Source organism: Geobacter sp. (genome assembly GCF_030834625.1).
Classification (GTDB): domain Bacteria; phylum Desulfobacterota; class Desulfuromonadia; order Geobacterales; family Geobacteraceae; genus Geobacter.
On the sequence record NZ_JAUQXO010000012.1, the window covers coordinates 1 to 18,044 of the forward strand.

The following is an 18,044-nucleotide window of genomic DNA, read 5'->3' on the forward strand; positions in this document are numbered from 1 at the left end:
CGTCGTGAAGATCGGCTACATGCTCTGCAACAACGAGGAGGAGACCATGGCGCGCTTCCTCCCCCTGACCCGCTACCTCTCCGACCGATGCAACGTCGACTTCGTGGCGGTGCCGGTGGATACCCACGATTTCGAGAAACGGTTCAAGGCCGGTGAGTTTACCTTTACCCACTCCAACTCCCTCATCTACGTCATCCTCCATGAGAACGAAGGGGTTGAGCTAATGGCCTCGGAGAAGCGGGGCAAATTCGGCGCCCGCTCCGCAGGAGCCCTCATCGCCCGCAAGGGAAGCGGCATCGAAAGGCTTGCCGACATCCGTGGGAAGCGCCTCGCCTTCGGCCCCATGCTGGCCCCCACCGGCTATCTGGCCGAATATGACCTGATGCTCGCCGCCGGCCTCAACCCGGAGCACGATCTGGGAACCTACTCCATACCCCCCGGTTCCTACAAGCACGAGAAGCTCATCTACGGCGTCCTCTACGGCCACTACGACGTGGCCGCCGCGCCTATCCTCGATCTGGAAGTCATGACGCGGGAAGGGAAGATCTCCCCCGACGATTTCGTCATCCTCGCCCAGAGCAAACCGATCCCCTACTGCACCTTTGGCGTAGCCAAGGGAACCGACCCGGCCCTGGTGAAGAAGGTGAAGGACGCGCTGCTGGCCCTGAAAGCTACCGACACCGCCGAGGTGGACGGCGAGCGGCTCAAGGTGCTGAAGGCCGCCTGGGTCGACGGCTACGAGGAGCTTCTGGACAGTGACTATGACCCCATCCGCGAGATGGCGAAGCGGGTGAATATGCCGCCGTATCAGAAGTACTGAGAAAAGCGGAATAACACGGAGCAACGGAGCAACGGAGAAACCATAAGAGTTAATCAAAATCGAGACTGTGAGGTTTCTTACAGATTGAAAAGGGTTTTTCTCAGATTTTCCTCCGTTGCTTCGTTGCTCCCTGTTTCAAAAGGTTTTTTTGATGTTTAACGACACTTTCGACAAAATAACCTGGTCACTCCTGGCCCTCGTCATCGCGGCCCTGGCAGCCCTTCTGATCACAAACCACGGCACAGGGGAGGGGAAGGCCGCCGGCCTCGGCAAGGCGGCGGAGCGGGAGATGGCTTATCGCGCCCGCATCGAGCTGATCGGTTCGCTCTACGGCCCGGTGGAGGAGCTGCGCAAGAAAGGGAGCAATCAGGAGGCCCTCCTGAAGTTGGACGAGCTGATCCGCACATACCCCGGCGAGGCCCACGGTCACATCATCCAGGGGGAGATCCTCCGGGAGATGGGCGCCCTTGACGAGGCGGTTGCCTCCTTCGAGGAGGGGGTAAAGCTCAACGGCGACTACCTGGACGAGAAGAGCCCCCTGTCGCGGCGGGTTGCCATCCAGGGCCTCGTGGACGAGGGGCTGAAGAGCATCGGCGGCCGGGCAGCGGCCAATCCCGGGAACCGGAGCCTGGCGGCGTCGCTGCGCAAGGTCAACTACCTCAAGAGCCGGCTGGCCGGGGGGTGCGAGTGATGATGCGGGACCGGCATTTCTGGACGGTGGTGGCGGCGGGTCTTCTCCTGGGGGGGCTTGGGGCGCTGCTGGCGGTCTGGGGGAACCCGGAAAACTCGGGGATCTGCGTCTCCTGCTTCATCGAGAACGGCGCCGGCGCCCTGGGGATGCACGACAACCCCCGCATGCAGTATCTGCGCCCCGAGCTGATCGGCTTCGTCCTGGGCGCGGCCGCCAGCGCCATGCTCTTTTGCGAGTTCCGCTCCCGTGGCGGGAGCGCCCCCCTGCCGCGGCTCTTCGCAGGTATCTTCCTCATCGTCGGCTGCGCCGTCTTTATCGGCTGCCCCATCAAGCTCTTCCTCCGGTTGACCGCCGGGGATCTCACCGCCGTTGCCGGCGTCGCCGGACTGGTGGCCGGCGTCTGGGCGGGGCTCCGGGGGCTTGCCAGCGGGGTGGAGCTGGGTCAGCCGAGCCGAGGTCAGGGCCATGGCGGTCCGCTGATCCCCATCATATTTGTCCTGCTTCTGGTGTTCCTTGTAGTCCGTCCCGGGTTTATCCTCTTCTCCACCCAGGGGAGCGCCGCCCAGCATGCCCCCTTATCCCTTTCCCTGGGAGCAGGCATCGTGCTCGGCGCCCTGGCCCAACGGAGCCGCTTCTGCATAACCGGCAGCATCCGTGACGTCATCCTCATGGGGAAGCGGACCCCCGCTCTCTGGGGGGTGCTCGCCTTCCTCGCCGCCGCGGTTGCCGCAAATGCAGCCACCGGCAGATTCAATCCCGGCCTCCAAGGCCAGCCCGGCGCCCACCTGGAACACCTCTGGAGCTTTCTCGGCATGGGGCTCGTGGGGTGGATCTCCGTCCTCATCGGCGGCTGCCCGTTCCGCCAGCTCATCAAGGCCGGCGAGGGGGACGCCGATGCCGGCCTCGTGGTGGTGGGGATGTTCATTGGCGGCGCCCTGGTGCAGTCGTGGGGCATCGCCGCCACGGCTGCCGGCGTCTCCCTGGCGGGGAAGGTGGCGATCCTTGCGGGGTTCGCCTGCGTCCTGACAGGTTGTCTCCTGTTCCGCGCCCGGAGCGGGTAATTAGCTTAGGAGATGCCGGTAAGCGGCATATATTTTGCTTAGAAATTATTTAAGTAATGGTTCCATGGCAGGGAGGCCGAATATAATTCGCAGGACCCAGTAGCGGGAGGCATGATATGAAGGCCATGAAGGTGGTAATCCCTGCCCTGATTTCCGTGCTTTTTTTTGTGACTGCCGATATGGGTGCCGCCATGGAATGCTACGACTGTCACGGCACCACGGCGACTGCCGATTATCGTCCCAACGACGCCATATACCGTAATATCACCACCGGCGCCTTCAAGGGGAACCACCGTACCCACATGGGGAGCGCTGCCGCCGCCGGCACCTGCGCGGCCTGCCATGGCGCGGCGGCGGCCACCTACACCAATGACCACCGCAACGGCCAGATAAACATGGCCGCCAACATCAACGATTCCCCCAAGGCCGGGGGCGCCACCTATAGCCGGGGCACCTCCTTCGCCCAGAGCGCCACTCCAGTCCTCGGCACCTGCTCCAACGTCAACTGCCACTTCGAAACCGCCACCCCCGTCTGGGATGCCGCTCCATTCACCTCACCGGCTGACTGCAACCGCTGCCACGGCTCCGCCCCCAACACCGGCAGCCACCCGGTTACCGGCGTTAAGCACGCCGCCTACTACGGAACGACCACTGCCTCCTGCGTCAAGTGCCACCCGGACCACGCCGCCGAGGGTTCCCCCTTTGCCCATGCCACGAGCGCCGGGAAGCGGGATCTCGCGGTGAGTTTCGCCGCCGCCCCCAACAGCGGCAGCGGTGCCTACTCGGGGGCGCTCAACGACTATCTGCCGAGCCAGGCCAATGCCTTCGGCAATTGTACCGCCACCTACTGCCACAGCCCCGGGAACAAGGCGAGCGGCTTCGACCCTCCTAACACCGCGGCGACCTGGGGAGGAAGTCTCACCTGCACCGGATGTCACAAGGCGGATGCCGCTTCCGGCAGCTACCTTACCAGCGGCAGCCACGGCGGACACCTCTACAGCTGGGGGGGGCTGGGTGCATCGCAACAATGCGCTCGATGCCACGCCGTCACGGCAACCGGTTCCATGACCATTGCCGAGTACTCTCGCCACGTGAACAAGCAAGTTGAGGTGGCTTTCGGCACCAGCACCAGCGCCGCCAGCGGCACATACGCGACGCAGACGGCGACTCCCGCCTCACCGGCCCAGAAGGCACCCGGATCCGCCGTGGGACAGTGCGAGAACGTCTACTGCCACTCCACCGGACAGGGAGACGGGGGCACGTGGCCCCCAACCTACCGGACCCCCACCTGGGGCACCGCCTCAACGGGCATCTGCGGCACCTGCCACGGCATCCAGAAAACCCACGGCAATGGTGCTGGGTTTTACATCGGCACGGCAACTCCCCTGACGACGGGGAGTCATGCCAAACATCTTTCATTTATCATGGGATTTTCCGGCGCCGAGAAGTGCACTGCCTGCCATGCCTACACGCTAACCGGCTTATCCCCCACGACGTGCAGTTCCGTGGTGTGTCACACCGGTGACCTCGTGCAGACCAGTCATCCCAACTACGCGATCAACGTGGGAATACCCGATTACTACGGCGCTTCTGCTTCGTATTCGGGAACGGCGAAACCGGGTGACGGCTATGGCAGCTGCTCAAGCAACTACTGCCACTCCGACGGCAAGGCGACCCCCACCACCTATGCAACCCCCACCTGGGGGAACGCCGCCAGCGGCGCCTGCGGCACCTGTCACGGCGTCACCGCCGCCGCGACGCCGGCCTCCGTCCCCCATGGGAAGCACATGGGGAGCGCCAACCCGTATCGTTTCGCCTGCGCCGAATGCCACAGCGGCAAGGTGCAGGTGACGGCCAACTCCACAACGGCCCCCGCCTTCACCAACCTGACGAGCCATGTGAACAAGGTACGCAACGTCAAGTTCGACTCGACGAACACCTTCGGCACCTACTCCACGGCAACTCTGAGCTGCCGCAACCTCTACTGCCACTCCACCGGCAACACGAGCGTTGCCGCCGGCGACCTCCCCGGCGTCTACGGCGGCAAGGTCTACACCCGGATCACCTGGAGCGGTAACACCACCTGCACGAGCTGCCACGGCCGTTCCACCGCCAACGGCATGCCCGACTACACAAACGCCGGCGCGCCGGGTTCCGCCACCTCCAACAGCCACGGGAAGCATGTGGCGAGCAGCAATTTCCAGTGCGTGGAGTGCCACGAGAAGACTACCAAGAACAACACGGGCATCCGTTCGACCGCGCCGAGCTACCATGTCAACGGCACGAATCACGATGTCTTTTTCAACCTGAGCAGCAACAGCGCGGCAGGCACCTACGACGATGCCCAGAAGAAATGCTCCGCCACCTATTGCCATGGCGCCGGCGCCTCCCTTGCCTGGGGCGGGACCACCCAGTGCAACTCCTGCCACAGCGCCAACGCCGCATCGAGCGGGGGAGGCGGGGTTAACAACTGGGGCTCCGGCACGCCGGTCAGCGCCCACAAGCTCCACTGGGAGGACGCGTCCGCCCTGCCGTCCAAATACGCCAACTACTCCACCGGCAACCTGGGGAGCGCCGGCACCTACCGGTTCGCCTGCGCCTCGTGCCACAACGCGGCATCGGGCACCCACGTAAGCGGCTACGCCAGCGGCAGCTACCGGGCCCAGGTCTTCTTCGGCTACACCTCGCCGGGCAAGAAGCCGACCTATACCTACACCGGCGCGGCCGGGACGGCCGACAACGGCTTTGCCTGGTCCAACGGCAACACCACATGCACCGCCACCTACTGCCACTCCAACGGTGTCGGCGGGGCCGGGAACACGGCGGTCTCCTGGACCGCCACCGCCAACTCGGCCACCAATACCCGGTGCAAGTCGTGCCACAGCTATACCACCGCCAGCGGCGCCCTCATCGCCACCAACAAGCATGCGAAACACGCCGACGGTGCGACCTACTCCTTCAGCTGCGCCAAGTGCCACAACCTGACCACCACCGACGGCGCCACCATCGCCGACAAGACGAAGCACGTGAACAAGGTGAAGAACGTGGCGTGGGACAGCCTGAACAGCGACGGTTCTGCCTATGTCAATTCCGTGACAGCCTGCGCCAATATTTACTGCCACAGTCAGGGGACGACGTTCGTCCAGCCCTACACCGGCGCGGGCAAGGCGCCGAACACCGCCGTCACCTGGGGGGGCGGGCAGACTCTCGCCTGCAACAGTTGCCACGGCAACGCCAACGGCTACACCACGGGCACCTACCGGGTGGCCACGCCGCTCTATGCCTCGGGATCGCCCAAGGGGAACGCCCATTCCTCCCATGTCGACACGCGACTCGGCACCGACGCCGGTACCCAGTGCCTCCACTGCCACAACGGCACCACCACGACCAACACCTCGATCACCACCTACGCCAACCATGTGAACGAGGCGTACAACGTGACCGGCGGCGGCACCTACAAGGACGGCGACAACGTCAGCGGGGCCGCGGTCGCCGTCACGGTGACCTATGCCTACAACGCATCAGGAAGCACCTGCAGCAACGTCTCGTGCCATCCGACCGGCACTGCGGGAACCAAGGCGGCCAGCACGACGAAATGGAACACCGCCTACGGCTGCACCGACTGCCACAAGGTTGACATGAACAACAGCACCGGCTACCACCACGCCATGCGCAACTACTCCGGTTCCGTCGCGTCCTATCCCAAGGCAGTACCGGGCGCCACTGCCGGGGCTAATGACGTGAACCGCCGCTGCACCATGTGCCACGTGGACCACGCCACCTTCAGCCCGAACCTCAACGCCAGCAACACCACCTACGGCAGCGCCGGCAACCTGAGGATGTCGATCTACTCGTCCGTCACCGCCACCAAGGGGTACATCAACAGGGACTTCTTCAAGACCGGTTCCGGCGGCATCTGTGTCAGCTGCCACACCAGCGAACTCTTCAAGGATACCGGCAACGTCAGGGTGAAGAACGAGGCCAACTCCACCAAGACGGTGGCCATCGTGCTCGACAACTACACCGGCTCCGCCCACGAGTATGCCGTTGCTTCGACCATGAAGCGGGACAGCAAGGTCTTCTACGCCGACTGCTCCAAGTGCCACAACAGCCGAAAGGGTGAGGTCGCGGCCTTCTCCAGCATGACCACCGCCACCCACGACAGCGACGCCAGAAGGCTCTATGCCGGTCTCGGCGCTACCCTGACCGACGGCAACGACGCCATGTTCTGCTACCGCTGCCACAGCAAGACCACCGATGCCATCGGCGGCACGAAGAAAACCGTCGCCAACAAGGATTATTATAATAGCGCATCCATGACAAACGCCGCGGAGGATATCCATACGGCGTTTCAGTTGGGTAGTCCCGGCGATCCGGGTGGCAGCCCGACAACCTCGACAACTACTCTTTACCTGAAGAGTTCGACGGACGAATCAGCGGCAGAGCCCATGTCGAATGCCTTCATTCTTGCGTCGGGAACCTACAGTGGTACAACAACCTATGCGGGCAGGGTCATGAGTCCCTATGTCGGAACGACGGCTGAAAGCAGGGCACAGTCTACGGTAACTACCGCCAACCGTTACTACAGGATTGCACAGTTCATTTCACCGCCTGTAAGCTCTTCCGTGTCGTACACTACGGGGCAGAGCTTCACCCTGAATTTCTCCAGTCAGCAGAGTTCCTCGTTCATAAACGGTTATCTGAGGTATGCGCTCTGGGTTTGGAACTCAGGCGATACGCAGGGCACAAACCTTCGCAGCGTTGCACAGTATGGCACCGAGGTGGGTGGCGGCACGACGAGCAAGACGCAGCAGGCCATTTCCTTCAACCCGAGCTCCAACTTTACCCTGAATGTTGGTGACAAGCTTCTCCTGGAAGTCGAGTTTATTAACACGGGAACGACCGCGGGAACCCTCACCGCCTACTGGGGTAATGCAACGGATGATTCCAGTCTCGTGCTGCCGACCGCTGCCACCTTCACCTTTACCAGTCAGGCAACCCCTGCAAACAGGATGCACGACGTCGCCAACAGCGGTTATGCCGGCAAGCACAAACCATCGCCAACCGACGAGACCCGTGCCTACATTGCCGCCAACAAGCACATCTCATGCAACGACTGCCACGACCCCCACGAGGCGCGGGCCGGCAATCATACAAAGGGTAACTCCACCCTCGCCAAGGTTCTGAAGGGGGCGACGGGAGTAACCGTTACCACCTGGGGCACCAACTGGGCCGGAGTGACCACCTGGGGCCAGACGACCACCGAGGCGCTCCCGGCGGCCACGGCCGAATGGCAGATCTGCTTCAAGTGCCATTCGGGGGCCAACAGCAACGTGACCTCGTGGGGAGGAAGTGGCGCCGCGGCCTGGACCGACCTGGCCCTGGAGTTCAACCCGAACAACGAAGCGTACCACCCGGTCATCCAGGCGCTCCCGTCAACCGGCAACCGTCGACTCGCGGCAGGGGCCCTCACCGGCGGCTGGACCCCTGGCATGGTCATGACCTGTTCCGACTGCCACTCGACCGATTCTTCCGTCTCGCAGGGTCCGCATGGCTCGTCGGTCAAATGGATGCTCAACCCCAACACCACCGGCACCAAATACTACAACTGGCCCTATACCTCCGCTGCAGACAACGGGAAGAACTCGGGAACATTGGCCCGTGGAGGCCTTAAAAGCTCGACGGCACCAATTAATAATACATTCTGCCAAAGTTGCCATCCCTGGTCCGGCGGCGGAGGCGCACATACAGGTTGTGATGATCATGCTGTTGCCTGCGTCGGTTGCCACATCCGGGTGCCACACGGTGGCAAGATGCCTCGACTCCTTACATCGACCAATGCTCCTGGTCGTTACAAGCCAAACGGGGATGGTACAGGGACGACATATCTGGGAGGCGTTGACAGACCCGGCTCCGGCACCATAACCATGGGTGGCTGTTGGGCAACGGGCGGATGTACTGCCGGTGAGCACCCATCTCCCGCTACATATTCCTGGTAGTAGGCTGACGGGAAGTGAAACTGCTTGCATTTGGTCTACACAAGGTTACACTAAGCATTACTTTCTGTAGACCGGAGCATTCATATGCAACCAGTCAGGCAACTGATGCACATTCTGGCGCAGGTGGCGGATGACGAACATTACCTGTTTTCGTTGAGCGATCTGCATGGGGCCATGCCGGGGCAGAGTCAGGGCGCCTTCAAGGCACTCGTCAGCAGGGCGGAGAAAGAGGGGTTGCTCAGGCGAGTCTGCCGTGGACTGTACCTCTATCCCGGGGTCAACTACCCGCAGGGGCTGCTCTTGTACCATGTGGCGGCCAGGTTGCGCGCCGGTGAATTCAATTACATCAGCCTGGAGACGGCATTGAGCGATGCAGGGGTGATCTCCCAGGTTCCCCTGAACTGGATCACACTCATGTCTTCGGGGCGCAGCCATATCGTCAACTGCGGTGAGTTCGGCCACATTGAATTTATTCACACGAAAAAACGGCCAGAGACCCTGGCCGATCAGCTCACCTATGATCCTCGCTGTCACCTCTGGCGCGCCTCTGTTGCCCTGGCCATCAAGGATATGAAAGCCACCGGCCGCGAGACCGATCTGATTGACTGGGAGGCAGTGAATGAGCTTGTTTGATCAGTTGGTTTCCCAGGCGATGAAGAGCCGGGGGGAGCTTGCGCCGTTGCGCGTGGTGGTCGAAAAGGAACTCCTTCATCACGATATCATACGGGAAATGAGCAGCGCCGGATTGCTCGGCGGTTTGACCTTTATCGGCGGCACCTGCCTGCGTGCCTGCTATGGTTCAAACCGCTTGAGCGAGGATCTGGATTTTACCGGGGGGGAAGACTTCAGGCGCGAAACATTGAACGGCCTGGCCGGTCTGCTTGTGGACAGGCTGCGGACGAAATACGGCCTGAGTGTCGAGGTAAGTGAGCCGATCAGGGACACCCGTGACGTGGACACCTGGAAGTTGAAGGTCGTCACCCGTCCGGATCAAAAGGGGCTCCCCGCGCAAAGGATCAATATCGATATCTGCGCCATACCCAGTTACGACAGGCGCCCCATGGTCATCCGGAACCATTATGGCGTCGATATGGGCACCTCCGGCCTGATCATCCAGGCCCAGAGCCGGGAGGAAATTCTCGCGGATAAGCTCGTTGCCTTTGCGCTCAGGCCGAACCGGCTCAAGAACCGGGACCTGTGGGATATCGGCTGGCTCAAGCAGCAGAATGTCGACCTGCCGCTGGATCTGGTCCCGAAGAAGGTTCTGGATCATCGACGTGGCATCGACGAGTTCCTGAATCTGATGGCCGGTCGCAAAAATCAACTCCGCGATGATCCCCATGTGCATTCGGCGTTTATTCATGAAATGAGACGATTCCTGCCGTCGCAGGTAGTGGCGCAGACGGTTGAAAATGAAGCGTTCTGGGGGTATCTCGCCGGGGTGGTAGAGATGGAATGCGACAAGGTGATGCACTCGTTGACTGGCGTTACGGAACCCCTCACGTTCAAGATGTAGCGAGGGGCACTCGGAAAGAGGTGCAAGACTGAGGCAGTGACAAGAAGTCCTCGGGGAGGTAAGCAGTCGATGGGCATGGGGAGAACCGCCGTGGGGCTGAAGAAGAGATCAGGGGCAACAGGAGAAGGAGTCTTCGGTGCGGGGAGATCCCTGCTGTTCTCTATCATGCTCGTCCCGGTCCTGTGCCTGTTTTCGGGCTGCGGCGACAACAGGAAGGAGATCCAGCCGGTCAAGGCAACCATCATGCGGTACAACCAGCTCATTGCCGAGGGGTACCGGAAGCAGAACATGAATCCGCTCCAGGAGGTCACCACCAAGGACCAGGCCCTCAAGCTCTATTTCCACATGTCGGCCCTGGGGGAGGGGAAGCTCCGGATGGACTCCACCCTGAAGCATATTGAGTTCACGAAAATCGTCTTCCCCAAGGCCGGTGAGGCAACGGTGGAAACCAGGGAGACGTGGGACTTTACCCAGTCTGATATGAAGTCGGGCAACACCTATTACGAAGAGAAGGATTTCGTCTACGACATGGGGTATACCCTGAAAAGGGAGGGGTCCCGCTGGCTCATCACCAATGTCAGCACCATTGCCGGCACCAGCACCAACACGACGGTCCCGCGGCCGAAAATCGATCGCATGGGGAAGCGTCCGCCCGGCGAGGGGAAGTGATCTGCCATATGCGACGATTGCCCTTTTTGCCGCTGACATGGTATTCCTGAAAAATGGAAGCACTTAAACGATTATTTCTCTCCCGCCGTACCGTCATAGTCCTCATCGGCCTCACCCTGGCCGCAATCGCCATCGGGGCTCTGGTCCCCCAGGCATTCATCACCCCCGCAGCCGATCTTGCCGCGTGGCGCGCCGCGCACCCGCAATTGGCCCCCTGGGCCGACCGCCTTGGCCTGCACAACGTCTTCACCACGCCGGCTTTTGCCGCTGTCCTCTTCCTTTCCTGCATCTCCCTAGGGCTGTCCACCGTCGAGCAGTGCCGGTCGTCGTGGCGCAGGACCTTCGCTCCCGTGAGGGAGGTGAATGCCGGTCAGGCCTTTGCCTCCCCCTTGTCCATTGAGGAGGTGGCGCGGAGGTTGCAGAAGCTTGGGTATTTCCGTGTGGCGCACGGCGGGATGCCCCGGCTTGTCCGGCACCCGTGGGGATACTGGGGGAACGCCCTTCTGCATCTGGGGATACTGGCGGCCATTGTGGCTTCCCTCTGCATCACCCTTACCCAGCAGCAGGGGATCATCCACCTGGTGGAGGGAGAGACCCACCAGCCGGGCCAGAAATGGCTCCTCTCCGACAGGGGAGTGTTGGGAAGAGAGTTCGTCCTCCCCGAGGCGATACGCCTGGAAAGGGTTTATGCCCGGTTCTGGCCGACCCATGGCCTCAAGGCGCTGGCATCGACGGTTTCGTTCCCTGCGTCGGGCAATCCGCTGGAGAGCCGGACCGTGGCGACCAATTCCGTGCTCCAGCACCGGGGTCTCCGCATCTACCAGGGGACCGAGTTCGGGCATGCCTTCCATGCCGAGGTTACCTATCCGTCAGGGCGGAAAGACGTCCTGGAGCTCCTGATAAAGCACCCGCTGGCCCCCGACAGGCCGGGGTACGGGGAGTTCCCCTCGGCCCTCGGCGGCGATTACCTGCTGCGGACCAAGTATTTCGTGGATGAGGAGAAGAAATCCCTCAGCCGCGAGGCCCCGTTGCTGGTCATTCGCGTGGACGAAGGGGGGCGGGAGCTGGGGCAGGTGCCCCTGAGGGTGGGGGAACGCGGCGCGGTGGGGGAATTCCGGTTCCGACTGCTCAGCGTCAGCAAGTGGTCTCGGCTGATTTTTGTGAACCTGACCGGCATCTCCGGCGTTTTTTCCGGGTTTTTCATTATCGTACTCGGCAGTATCCTCCATTACTTTGCCGCACCGCGCGAAATCCTTCTTCAGCCCGGTAACGGGGGATGCCGTGTGGCATGGCGGGCGGTCAAGTTCGCCGGGTTTTACGACGACGAGTTCGCCCAACTGAAGCGGGAACTGGGCGGGGAGACGAACAACAATGGATAAAACGGTGGCTACCTACGTGATCCTGAACTGGACGACGGTCTTCTTCTATGTCCTCGGGACCACGGTCAATGTCTACGGAACGCTGTTCAGGAAAGAAAAGCCGGAGAGGTTCAGCTACTGGATCACCTCCGTGGGGCTGGCATGTCACAGCGCCTCCATCCTCTTCTGGTGGCGGGTGGTGGGGCATGGCCCCTACATGGCCCCCAGCGAGGTCCTGTCTGCCGATGCCTGGATAACCCTCTGCATGTTCCTCCTCTTCATGCGCTTCTACCCGCGCATCAAGCCGGCCAGCATCGTGGTCTTTCCCGTCGTCTTCCTGATGGTCGGCCTGGCGACCATGTCGAGCCCCGGCATCCGCACCCTGCCGCCCACCTTCGGCGGCGTCTGGCTCGTCTTCCATATTGCCTTCTACAAGATCGCCCTCGGGACCCTCGTCATCGCCCTGGCGTTTTCAATCTTTTACCTCCTGAAGGACCGGCCGGCGCCGGCGGCCTGGCTGCAGCGCCTTCCGGACCTTCCGAACATCGACCTCTTCGCCTACCGCTTCGCCGGCTTCGGTTTCATCTTCTGGGCCATCGGCATGCTGGCCGGCTCCATCTGGGCCTACAAGTCATGGGGACGCTACTGGGGGTGGGATCCCGTGGAGACCTGGTCCCTCATGACCTGGCTGATCTTCGGGTTCTACCTGCATCTGCGGCGCTTTTTCCGCATGAACGGCCGCAGGGCCTCCTGGTTCTTCATTTTCGGTTTTCTGATCGCCCTCGTCGCCCAGTTTTTGACCTCCCACATGGGGACGTCGATCCATGCGGAATATTTCAGATAGGCCAGCCGGACGCCGGTATGCACCTTCTCTTCGTTAATCCGCCATCGCCCCGGAACCGCAGCATCATCCGGCTCATCGATTGCAGTCATGAGGCCAAGGCGGACTATCTCTGGCAGCCCAGCGATTTCATGCTCATCTCCGCGCTCCTGGGCCCCGACGACGGCGCATCCCTCATCGACGGGACGGCGGACAGGCTGGGCGAGGCGGATTTTTTCCGGCTCGTTGCCGGGAGCAATCCCGATTTGATCGTGTTTGCGCTTTCCGGCGTCTGCTGGGAGTCCGATTATCGCTACTTCCGGAAGACGCGGGACCGTTTTCGGGACAAGCCCTTCTACGTCATCGGGGACATTTTCCAGGAAGAAGCGTATCTGTCGCGCATCGTGCAGGAATGCGACGGCGTGATCGTGAATCCTTTTCACCTGGACCTTGAGGGGATGATGGGTCGAAGCGGCAAGGGGCTTCCCGGCGTAAGGTCCGCTGCTGAAGCCGCACCTGCCCCGCTTCTCCGCGAGGGGGAGGCTCCCGGCGGAATCCCCCGCCACGGTCTGTTTCTCAAAAAGGGGTATGTCTTTCCCCTTGCCAGGCGCGCGAGGTTTGCCACGGTCACGACGGTATGGGGATGCCCCTTTGCCTGCTCCTACTGCCCCGACTCCAACTTCCAGCCGGCGGTACGCCCCTGGCAAACGGTGGTCAGGGAGCTCGAACACCTTGAAACCCTGGGGGTGAAGGAGCTCTTCTTCGGCGACAAGGCGTTCGGCTATCCCCGGGAGAATGTCGCCCCGCTGCTTGATGAAATGGCCGGCCGCTTCAATTTTTCGTGGTCGTGCTACTTCCACCCCCAGATGTACACGGCGGAGCTGCTGGAGCTGATGAAGGCCGCCGGCTGCCATACCCTGATCGTCGGGATCGAATCGGCGAACACCGATGGTTTGAAAAGGTACGGGCGCCATGTGGACAAGGGGAGAATCGTGGAGTTGGTCACCCATGCCGACCGTTTGGGGATGAGTGTCTGCGGTGATTTCATCCTCGGCCTGGAGCATGAGAGCGAGGCGGAAATGCTCGCCACCACCCGGTTTGCCCGGGAGCTTCCCCTTGATTTCGCGTCGTTCAACATCGCCGCGCCGCTGCCCGGCTCGGCGTTCCGGCAAAAGGCTGTTGCAGCGGGCCGAATGGTTTTCGGGGCAGAGGGGTACGATACCCTTTCGCACCGGGGCGAGCTGGGGATCAGCGCGGTGGGGTACGAACGGCTCAGGGCATTGCGCAACAGGGCTGTCCGGCAGTTTTATCTGAGACCTTCGTATCTTCTGAGGAGGCTGCGAAAGACCGCATCGATGGAGCATTTCGTCCTTCAGGTGAGCCAGATGGCCGGCATGGCGAGGAAGAGCCTCATGTCGGCTTAAAGTCGTCCCCCTCCCTTGACGGGAGGGGGGTAGGGGGAGGGTGAAGTTGCACCCTTTTGATTTCATGGCTACTCCCCCCCCACCCTGACCCTCCCCCGCCAGGGGGGAGGGAATTTGGGGCGAGGCTGACGGAGGATTGATACTTCAGGTAGCGGGATGGGTGCGGCAGGAGGCCGATTGAAATGAAGCGCAATGTGTTCACATACCTTGAGTCGCCGCTGGTCCATGCAGCCCTGATTATTGTCGTCGGTCTGCTGGTCTATTCGAATACCTTCCATGTCCCGTTTTTTCTCAGCGCGGATTACGTGACGGAAAACCCCTTCGTCCGGGACATCTCCTTCCCCCTGGAGCGGCTGAAGCAGATGAACCCGGACCACTACGGCCTCGTCAAAAGCCGCTATCTGCCCTACCTCACCTTTGCCCTCAACTACAGGCTCCACGGGTTCGACGTCTTCGGCTACCACGCGGTCAACCTGCTGTTCCATCTCCTGGATGCCCTGCTTGTGTACGCCCTTGTCATCCTGACCTTCCGGACTCCCCTGCTGCGGCAGTCGCCTCTCGGGGAGAGGCGACTGCCGCTGGCGCTCTTCGTGGCGCTTCTCTTTGTCGCCCATCCGGTCCAGACGGAGGCGGTCACCTGGATCTGGCACGGGCGGTCGGCGGTTCTCACGGCGTTTTTCTACCTCGGCGCCCTGGCGGCGTACCTTCGCGGCCGGCTGGAAGAGGGGCGGGGCAGGGGGTATCTCTGGTACGGCGTCGCGGTCCTGTCCGCGGCGCTTGCCATGAAGTGCAAGCAGAACGCCGTCACCCTCCCCCTCATGGCGGCGCTGTTCGAGTTCACCCTTTTCTCCGGCGCCATAAAACCCCGGCTTGTCCGGCTGCTTCCCCTGGGGCTGACGCTTCTCATCATCCCGGCGACCTATCTCTTCGACATGGGATTTTCGCTCGAAGAGGCCGCGACGGCATTCAAACCGGTCACCGGCCAGGAGATGACCCGTCTCGATTACCTCTTCACCCAATTCCGGGTTCTGGCCAACTACCTCCGCCTCTTTTTCGTGCCGGTGGGGCTGCCGGCGTTTCGGGAGTGGGCGGTGTCCCGGTCGCTCTTTGATCCGGCTGTCCTGGCGTCCGGGGCGTTTCTGGCGTCGCTCCTCGGCTCCGGGCTCTATCTCCTGGTCAGGTGCCGGCGGATGAAACCGGAATGGACCCTGATCGGCCTGGGGATTGTCTGGTATTTCATCGGCCATTCGGTGGAGTCGGGCATCATCCCGCTGTCGGTCCTCACCGCCGTCTATCGGAACTATCTCCCCTCGGTGGGGGTGTTCCTGGCGGTCGGCACCGCCGTCTCCCTCCTCTCGCTGCGTTTTGACAAGGGGAAGATCCCGGCCGTCTCCCTCGCGTCCGGAGCGCTTCTCCTGGTGCTGGCGGTTTCGGCATACGCCAGAAACGGGATCTGGAGAACGGAAATCAGCCTCGCCGAGGACGTGGTGAAGAACTCTCCCGAGAGCCCCCAGGCCCATTTCATTCTGAGCAAAGCATACAAGAGCCAGGGAAGGCTGGAGGAGGCCGGCCGGGAAGTGGACATGGCGTTCAGGCTCGACATGGCAGCTAACCCCGAAATGGCGACCGGGGGCGCGAAGCCGGCTGGCGGGAGCGCGTCGGCCCCGAAGAAGCTGGCGCCGGAAGAGGTCGAGGGGCATTTCAGGCAGGCTGTCGAGCAGTATCGCAACCGGCGGCCGGAGAACGCCCTCGACGGACTGCGGGCGGTGCTGGCGGCGGACCCGGACCATGCCGGCGCCCACTATCACACGGCCCTGATCCTCCATGAGCAGGGGATGAATGACGAGGCTGCCGGGGAGTATCGGGCGGCATTGCGGCTGAAGCCTGACTTTGTTGCGGCCCGCAGCGATTATGCCGGGCTCCTGGCCCAGATGGGACGGTTTCCCGAGGCGATCGCCGAACTGCAGACGGCGCTGGGTCACAAGCCCGATTACCCGGAGGCCCACCGGTTTCTCGGGATGATCTATCAGGATACCGGGCGCCTCGCCGATGCGGTGAGCGCCTTCAAGGCGGCCATAAGACACAATCCCGCCTATGCCGATGCCCACAACAGCCTGGGGGAAGCCTATCTCCAGATGGGAGATTCCAGGAACGCCGCGATTGAATTCCAGACCGCCCTCCGCCTGAAGCCGGACCATGAGGGGGCGAGACAGAATCTGGCGCGGATAACCGGAAGATAGCCGTGAATTCCGACAAGAAGACAGTTCTGCTGCTCTACCCGAAGACGGGGATCAACCCGCTGCGGCCCCAGCCGCCGCTCTCCCTGCTGGCCCTCGGGCCCGCCATCCGGGGGGCGGGCCTGGCGCCGGTGATCATCGACCAGAGGGTCGAGCCCGATTATGCCGGCAAGGTGAGAGCCCTGCTGCCCCAGTCCCTGTTTGTCGGCATTACGTCCATGACCGGCGAGCAGTTGCGGTACGCCATTGATCTGATCGCCCTGGTGAAAGAGCTGTCGCCCGCCACCCCGGTGGTCTTCGGCGGCACCCATGCCACCCTGCTGCCGGAGCAGGCCATTGAAGCCGAAGGGGTCGATATCGTTGTCGCTGGCGAGGGGGAAGGGGCAATCGCTGAGATTGCGGCCTGCTTGCAGGGGAAGGGTGAACTCGATCACGTCCGGGGGATATACTTCAAAAGGGGGAATCAGGTCGTTTCGACGCCGGCGCGGGATCTGCCGGAGATCGATAACCTCCCGGCCCCCGCCTGGGACCTGATCGACACCGGCACGTACACGGACTTCACCATCCAGGCCGGGAGAGGGTGCCCCTACCGCTGTACCTACTGCTACAATATGAAGATCAACGGCGGGAGATGGAGAGCCCGAAGCCCCGAAGCCATCGTGGAGGAGATGAAGTACCTCTATTTCGCGAAAGGGGTTACCGATTTCTTCTTCGTGGATGACAACTTCTTTTCCCGTTTTGACAGGGTCCAGGCGATATGCGACCTGATCGTCCGGAGCGGGCTCCGAATCGGGTGGAAGGCAACCTGCCGGGCCGACTGCTTCAAGAGATTCACTCCCCCGTTCATCGATCTGCTGAAAAGGAGCGGCGTGGCCCAGTTGTTCGTGGGTGGGGAGTCGGGATCGCCGGCGATACTGGAGAGGATCAGCAAGAAGATAACGGTGGAGGACATCGTCAGCACCGTGGAGGTTTCACGGGACCACGGTCTCCCCACCTCCATCGCGTTCATGACCGGATTCCCCTTCGAGACCGACCGGGACCGGGAGCTGACGTTCCGGTTGATGGACAGGCTCCGGGCGATCCACCCCGCCATCAGCCTGGACGGGGTGAACATCTACACCCCTTATCCGGGAAACGGGATGTACGAGGAGTCGAAGCAGTACGGTCTGGTTGAGCCGGCGTCGCTTTCCGAGTGGTCGACCTATGTTTTCAACCTGGGGAATCTGCCGTGGTTTACCAGGGCCCAGAGCCGGATGCTGGAGAATGTATCGTTCATCACCAGGTTCTGCTTCTGGCAGGAGGCGATTCGCGGCAGGTTCCTGAAAGGCTGGTACTACCCGTTTTATGTTGTCCTCAGGCTGAGCGCCCTTGCCCGGTGGAAGCTGCGGGCCTTTCACGCCGCCTGGGAGTGGGATGTATTCAGATTGCTTCGCAGAAATTTGTAGCGCG

At 62.1% G+C, this 18,044-nt stretch carries 12 protein-coding genes; all 12 read left to right on the forward strand.

Annotated elements, in window-relative coordinates:
• A partial coding sequence (locus tag RCH91_RS02240; RefSeq protein ID WP_306532903.1) for a phosphate/phosphite/phosphonate ABC transporter substrate-binding protein occupies window positions 1-820 on the forward strand: 820 nt, incomplete at its 5' end.
• Between the two features lie 151 nt (window positions 821-971).
• Window positions 972-1,511: a hypothetical protein gene (locus RCH91_RS02245; protein ID WP_306532904.1), complete on the forward strand. Its 540-nt coding sequence runs from the start codon at window positions 972-974 to the stop codon at window positions 1,509-1,511.
• Window positions 1,511-2,572 (forward strand): YedE family putative selenium transporter, encoded by a 1,062-nt coding sequence (gene yedE, locus RCH91_RS02250; RefSeq protein ID WP_306532938.1) that lies wholly within the window; start codon window positions 1,511-1,513, stop codon window positions 2,570-2,572. Before RCH91_RS02245 ends, yedE begins: the two co-directional genes overlap by 1 nt.
• Before the next feature lie 116 nt (window positions 2,573-2,688).
• Window positions 2,689-8,571, forward strand: coding sequence for a CxxxxCH/CxxCH domain-containing protein (locus RCH91_RS02255; protein ID WP_306532905.1), 5,883 nt, complete (start codon window positions 2,689-2,691; stop codon window positions 8,569-8,571).
• A gap of 84 nt (window positions 8,572-8,655) precedes the next feature.
• On the forward strand, window positions 8,656-9,204 hold the full coding sequence (gene abiEi / locus RCH91_RS02260) for a type IV toxin-antitoxin system AbiEi family antitoxin (protein ID WP_306532906.1): 549 nt from the start codon (window positions 8,656-8,658) through the stop codon (window positions 9,202-9,204).
• Window positions 9,191-10,087, forward strand: a complete 897-nt coding sequence (locus tag RCH91_RS02265) for a nucleotidyl transferase AbiEii/AbiGii toxin family protein (protein WP_306532907.1) — start codon at window positions 9,191-9,193, stop codon at window positions 10,085-10,087. Before abiEi ends, RCH91_RS02265 begins: the two co-directional genes overlap by 14 nt.
• A gap of 69 nt (window positions 10,088-10,156) precedes the next feature.
• Window positions 10,157-10,756: a hypothetical protein gene (locus RCH91_RS02270; protein ID WP_306532908.1), complete on the forward strand. Its 600-nt coding sequence runs from the start codon at window positions 10,157-10,159 to the stop codon at window positions 10,754-10,756.
• 53 nt (window positions 10,757-10,809) lie between these two features.
• The gene (locus RCH91_RS02275) at window positions 10,810-12,135 is read left to right on the forward strand and encodes a cytochrome c biogenesis protein ResB (RefSeq protein ID WP_306532909.1); all 1,326 of its coding nucleotides are present in this window, start codon (window positions 10,810-10,812) and stop codon (window positions 12,133-12,135) included.
• Window positions 12,128-12,958, forward strand: coding sequence for a cytochrome c biogenesis protein (locus RCH91_RS02280; protein WP_306532910.1), 831 nt, complete (start codon window positions 12,128-12,130; stop codon window positions 12,956-12,958). The genes RCH91_RS02275 and RCH91_RS02280 overlap by 8 nt, the downstream gene beginning before the upstream one ends.
• Before the next feature lie 17 nt (window positions 12,959-12,975).
• Window positions 12,976-14,358, forward strand: coding sequence for a radical SAM protein (locus RCH91_RS02285; RefSeq protein WP_306532911.1), 1,383 nt, complete (start codon window positions 12,976-12,978; stop codon window positions 14,356-14,358).
• Window positions 14,359-14,540: 182 nt separating this feature from the next.
• Window positions 14,541-16,598, forward strand: coding sequence for a tetratricopeptide repeat protein (locus RCH91_RS02290; protein ID WP_306532912.1), 2,058 nt, complete (start codon window positions 14,541-14,543; stop codon window positions 16,596-16,598).
• Window positions 16,599-16,600: 2 nt separating this feature from the next.
• On the forward strand, window positions 16,601-18,040 hold the full coding sequence (locus RCH91_RS02295) for a B12-binding domain-containing radical SAM protein (protein WP_306532913.1): 1,440 nt from the start codon (window positions 16,601-16,603) through the stop codon (window positions 18,038-18,040).
• Window positions 18,041-18,044 lie beyond the last annotated feature (4 nt).

Bases quoted from the DNA above. Each gene is read 5' to 3' on its own strand.
- RCH91_RS02245 (WP_306532904.1), top strand. From the start codon at position 972: ATGTTTAACGACACTTTCGACAAAATAACCTGGTCACTCCTGGCCCTC.
- yedE (WP_306532938.1), top strand. From the start codon at position 1,511: ATGATGCGGGACCGGCATTTCTGGACGGTGGTGGCGGCGGGTCTTCTC.
- RCH91_RS02255 (WP_306532905.1), top strand. From the start codon at position 2,689: ATGAAGGCCATGAAGGTGGTAATCCCTGCCCTGATTTCCGTGCTTTTT.
- abiEi (WP_306532906.1), top strand. From the start codon at position 8,656: ATGCAACCAGTCAGGCAACTGATGCACATTCTGGCGCAGGTGGCGGAT.
- RCH91_RS02265 (WP_306532907.1), top strand. From the start codon at position 9,191: ATGAGCTTGTTTGATCAGTTGGTTTCCCAGGCGATGAAGAGCCGGGGG.
- RCH91_RS02270 (WP_306532908.1), top strand. From the start codon at position 10,157: ATGGGCATGGGGAGAACCGCCGTGGGGCTGAAGAAGAGATCAGGGGCA.
- RCH91_RS02275 (WP_306532909.1), top strand. From the start codon at position 10,810: ATGGAAGCACTTAAACGATTATTTCTCTCCCGCCGTACCGTCATAGTC.
- RCH91_RS02280 (WP_306532910.1), top strand. From the start codon at position 12,128: ATGGATAAAACGGTGGCTACCTACGTGATCCTGAACTGGACGACGGTC.
- RCH91_RS02285 (WP_306532911.1), top strand. From the start codon at position 12,976: ATGCACCTTCTCTTCGTTAATCCGCCATCGCCCCGGAACCGCAGCATC.
- RCH91_RS02290 (WP_306532912.1), top strand. From the start codon at position 14,541: ATGAAGCGCAATGTGTTCACATACCTTGAGTCGCCGCTGGTCCATGCA.